Source organism: Pseudomonas sp. BN102 (assembly GCF_029871245.1).
GTDB lineage: Bacteria > Pseudomonadota > Gammaproteobacteria > Pseudomonadales > Pseudomonadaceae > Metapseudomonas.
Window position 1 is genome coordinate 1 of sequence record NZ_SSON01000005.1, and the last position, 4,365, is coordinate 4,365.

At 58.5% G+C, this 4,365-nt stretch carries 4 protein-coding genes, 3 tRNA genes and 1 rRNA gene; all 8 read left to right on the plus strand.

From position 1 onward, the window contains the following. Positions 1-9: 9 nt before the first annotated feature. Positions 10-125: ribosomal RNA gene (gene rrf, locus E8F12_RS00025) — 5S ribosomal RNA — on the plus strand. 197 nt (positions 126-322) lie between these two features. Then, entirely contained in the window at positions 323-1,279 is a 957-nt protein-coding gene (birA, locus tag E8F12_RS00030) for a bifunctional biotin--[acetyl-CoA-carboxylase] ligase/biotin operon repressor BirA (RefSeq protein ID WP_280323231.1), read from the plus strand. Further along, positions 1,269-2,018 (plus strand): pantothenate kinase, encoded by a 750-nt coding sequence (locus E8F12_RS00035; RefSeq protein ID WP_280323232.1) that lies wholly within the window; start codon positions 1,269-1,271, stop codon positions 2,016-2,018. Before birA ends, E8F12_RS00035 begins: the two co-directional genes overlap by 11 nt. 9 nt (positions 2,019-2,027) lie before the next feature. Continuing rightward, a complete protein-coding gene (locus E8F12_RS00040) occupies positions 2,028-2,705 on the plus strand; it encodes an SPOR domain-containing protein (protein WP_280323233.1) in 678 nt (225 codons plus the stop codon). Between the two features lie 141 nt (positions 2,706-2,846). After that, positions 2,847-2,931, plus strand: a tRNA-Tyr gene (locus tag E8F12_RS00045). 25 nt (positions 2,932-2,956) lie between these two features. Next, positions 2,957-3,030, plus strand: a tRNA-Gly gene (locus tag E8F12_RS00050). 26 nt (positions 3,031-3,056) lie between these two features. Then, positions 3,057-3,132 (plus strand) — tRNA-Thr (locus E8F12_RS00055). 85 nt (positions 3,133-3,217) lie between these two features. Beyond that, positions 3,218-4,365, plus strand: a 1,148-nt coding sequence (tuf, locus tag E8F12_RS00060; RefSeq protein ID WP_280323234.1) for an elongation factor Tu, incomplete at its 3' end; no start/stop codon positions are given.

Genomic DNA, 4,365 nt, shown 5'->3' on the forward strand with positions numbered 1-4,365 from the left:
ACCGAATTGCTTGACGATCATAGAGCGTTGGAACCACCTGATCCCATCCCGAACTCAGTAGTGAAACGACGCATCGCCGATGGTAGTGTGGAGCTTCTCCATGTGAGAGTAGGTCATCGTCAAGCTCCTATCCCAAACCCCCGATACGCCCAGGCGTGTCGGGGGTTTGTCTTTGCGCGCAGGAAAACTCGTGTCGAGCTACCGGATTTCTTCCCCTCTACTCGATGCTGAAGCCTGTCCAGGTGTTCGGGGGCGTGGATTTCTATGCAACCCGAGTGTGCATGGATATGATGCCTGCCTCATAGTGAGCCGGATCCAGCACATGCTGACTCTTTTGAAACTTCTGCAGGATGGGCGCTTTCACTCGGGCCAGGACCTGGGTGCCGCCTTGGGTGTTAGCAGAAGTGCAGTCTGGAAGCAGTTGCAGCAATTGGAGGCGGAGCTCAGCCTGCCTGTCTACAAGGTGCGCGGGCGCGGCTACCGTCTGCAAAGTCCGCTGAGCCTGTTGGAGCAAGCGGCTGTGAATGGTGGGGCTTGTCCCTGGCTGCATCTGGTGTTCGATTCGCTTGACTCGACGAATGCAGAGGTGATGCGGCGCCTGGCTGCGGGGGCGGCGCCTCCTTTCGCGGTCGTTGCCGAACGGCAGACGGAAGGGCGGGGGCGCAGGGGGCGTCGTTGGGTTAGCCCCTATGGCGAGAACCTCTACTACAGTCTTGCCTTGCGCATCGAGGGTGGCGCCCGTCAGTTGGAGGGGCTGAGCCTGGTCGTGGGACTGGCAGTGCTGAAAACGCTGCGTTCATTCGGTGCGCACACAGCGGGTCTCAAGTGGCCGAACGATCTGTTGGTCAATAACCGCAAGCTTGCAGGAATCCTACTGGAGCTAGTGGGCGACCCTGCTGATATCTGTCATGTGATAGTTGGCATCGGGATAAACGTGAACATGCAGGTGCCTGCAGAGGAGATTGATCAGCCCTGGACGTCCATGCGAATGGAGTCGGGGGCGCTGGTGGACAGGAGTGCACTGGTCACCCGGTTGAGTTCCTGTCTCGCAGGCTACCTTGAGCGACATAGGCTGGAGGGATTTTCTGCTCTTCGAGGGGAGTGGGAGGCCAGTCATCTCTGGCAAGGGAAGATGGTCAATCTCATAGCTGGTGTGCAGAAGATCCAGGGAATGGTCATGGGGATCGATGCGACGGGCGCATTGCGCCTAAGTGTCGAGGGTGAAGAACGAGCTTACAGCGGTGGCGAGCTCAGTTTGAGGTTGAGTGATGATTCTTGAGCTTGACTGCGGCAACAGCTTTATCAAATGGCGAGTTATAGATAGCGCGCAAGTGGCGACGGTTGCGGGTGGTGTGGTCGGCTCCGATGAGGAGTTGGTTTCCGCATTGCAGCAGGTGGCCGGATTGGAGCTTCGTCACTGTCGATTGGTCAGTGTGCGGTCCGACGAGGAGACTCGCTCCCTGACGTCGCGGCTGCAGCAAGTTTTTGGTGTGTCTTCCACCTGCGCTGTGCCCGCGCTGGAGATGGCTGGGGTGCGCAATGGTTATGCGGAGTACCGGCGTCTAGGCCTGGATCGTTGGCTGGCCGTGCTGGCCGCTTACCATATCGCTCGCAAGCCTTGCCTGGTCCTGGACCTGGGAACCGCGGTGACATCCGACCTGGTCACGGCGAGCGGAGAGCATCTGGGTGGATTCATCTGCCCGGGAATGCCGCTGATGCGCAATCAACTGCGAACCCATACCCGTCGTATCCGCTATGACGACGAAGCCGCGGAAAAGGCGCTGCTCGACATGGTGCCTGGGCGTTCGACCGTGGAAGCGGTGGAGCGTGGCTGTCTGCTGATGTTGCGTGGTTTCGTGCAGTCGCAGATCGATCTGGCAGCCGAGCATCTGGGTGAGGATTTTGAAATCTTCCTGACGGGCGGCGACGCGCTATTGGTCCGCGACGTGCTCCCGCGCGCAAGGGTGTTGCCTGACCTGGTGTTCGCCGGTTTGGCGATAGCCTGTCCTTTGCATTGAGGTCGATCCATGCGTTGGTTGTTCCTGTTCCTCCTTGTTCTCAACCTTTTCTATTACGTTTGGCACCAGCAGCAGGCCCCACTGCGGCCAAAGGAAGTCGAGACGCTGTCGCTCTATAAGGGCGGCCAGCAGGATATCCGTCTGCTCAGCGAGTCCGGGAGTGCCCAGCCGAGGCGCAGCGCTGCGCCGGTGGCGCCAGCGGAAGAGTCCGTATGTCTCTTCCTGGGCGGATTCGAGCGGGAGGAGCAGGCCAGGGAGGTCGAGCAGCGCTTGACCAGTCTTGATGTTCGCTCCGTGGTGCAGCCGGTGGATGCGGCAGCGGGCACTGATTACTGGGTCTATCTCACCCCCCTGGCTTCTCGTGAGGCGTCGTTGCGCCAACTGAAGGAACTCCAGGCGCGGAAGATCGACAGCTACATCGTTACCCAGGGCGATCTGGTCAATGGAATCTCCCTTGGGATATTCCCGCGCCTGGATTCGGCGGAGAGCGTAATGCAGCGTCTGCGTGATGCGGGCTATGAGCCTTTCATGCGAGAACTGACCCGCGCGCACAGGGATTACTGGGTGCGCGTAGCCCCTGAAAGCCGCAGGCTGGTTGACGATCCGCTGCTCGAACAGCTGTCTCGAGATTTTTCTGGGTTAAAACATCAACTTATGCCGTGCGAAGGTGTTGCATCTCCTCGCTAGCTTGAATAGAATGGCGCCCGCTTCGCAGGGTAGCCAAAAAAGCTGAATGCGAAGCAGCTGTCGGACGGAGCTAACCTCAAGATTTTAATGAGAAAAAGCTTGACAGCAGGGTGGCAGAAGTTGAGAATGCCGCCTCACTTTGGAGGGGTTCCCGAGCGGCCAAAGGGATCAGACTGTAAATCTGACGTCATAGACTTCGAAGGTTCGAATCCTTCCCCCTCCACCAGATTCAAGCGAGAGCTGCAGGCTCCGCGGGTATAGTTCAGTGGTAGAACCTCAGCCTTCCAAGCTGATGATGCGGGTTCGATTCCCGCTACCCGCTCCAAGTTTGTTGTTTTCGCGATGTGTTTGGCTCATGTAGCTCAGCTGGTAGAGCACACCCTTGGTAAGGGTGAGGTCAGCGGTTCAAATCCGCTCATGAGCTCCATCTTAACAAAGGCAGATATGCAAATATCTGCCTTTGTTTTAATGGTGGCGTGACTCGCTCAACTCTTTGATGGGAGACGTTCTCGATGGCTAAAGAAAAGTTCGAACGTAACAAACCGCACGTCAACGTTGGCACCATCGGTCACGTTGACCATGGCAAGACCACTCTGACTGCTGCTCTGACCAAGGTCTGCTCCGAGACCTGGGGTGGCTCCGCTCGTGCGTTCGACCAGATCGACAACGCGCCGGAAGAGAAGGCTCGCGGTATCACCATCAACACCTCCCACGTTGAGTACGATTCCGCCATTCGTCACTACGCTCACGTTGACTGCCCTGGTCACGCTGACTACGTGAAAAACATGATCACCGGTGCTGCCCAGATGGACGGCGCGATCCTGGTTTGCTCCGCTGCTGACGGCCCCATGCCGCAGACCCGTGAGCACATCCTGCTGTCCCGTCAGGTAGGCGTTCCTTACATTGTCGTGTTCCTGAACAAGGCCGACATGGTTGACGACGCTGAGCTGCTGGAACTGGTCGAGATGGAAGTTCGCGACCTGCTGAACACCTACGACTTCCCGGGCGACGACACTCCGATCATCATCGGTTCCGCTCTGATGGCCCTGGAAGGCAAGGACGACAACGAAATCGGCGTTTCCGCCGTTCGTAAGCTGGTTGAAACCCTGGACTCCTACATTCCGGAGCCGGTGCGTGCCATCGACCAGCCGTTCCTGCTGCCGATCGAAGACGTGTTCTCCATTTCCGGCCGCGGCACCGTGGTTACCGGTCGTGTTGAGCGTGGCATCGTCAAGGTTCAGGAAGAAGTCGAGATCGTCGGCATTCGTGCGACCACCAAGACCACCTGCACCGGCGTGGAAATGTTCCGCAAGCTGCTCGACGAAGGTCGTGCTGGTGAGAACGTTGGCGTCCTGCTGCGCGGCACCAAGCGTGACGACGTCGAGCGTGGTCAGGTTCTGGCCAAGCCGGGCACCATCAAGCCGCACACCAAGTTCGAGTGCGAAGTGTACGTGCTGTCCAAGGAAGAGGGTGGTCGTCACACCCCGTTCTTCAAGGGCTACCGTCCGCAGTTCTACTTCCGTACCACTGACGTGACCGGTAACTGCGAACTGCCGGAAGGCGTTGAGATGGTAATGCCGGGCGACAACATCAAGATGGTTGTCACCCTGATCGCTCCGATCGCCATGGAAGACGGTCTGCGCTTCGCGATTCGCGAAGG

Excerpts from the sequence above, each read along its gene's own strand:
- E8F12_RS00040 (WP_280323233.1), top strand. The coding sequence starts at position 2,028 with ATGCGTTGGTTGTTCCTGTTCCTCCTTGTTCTCAACCTTTTCTATTAC.
- birA (WP_280323231.1), top strand. The coding sequence starts at position 323 with ATGCTGACTCTTTTGAAACTTCTGCAGGATGGGCGCTTTCACTCGGGC.
- E8F12_RS00035 (WP_280323232.1), top strand. The coding sequence starts at position 1,269 with ATGATTCTTGAGCTTGACTGCGGCAACAGCTTTATCAAATGGCGAGTT.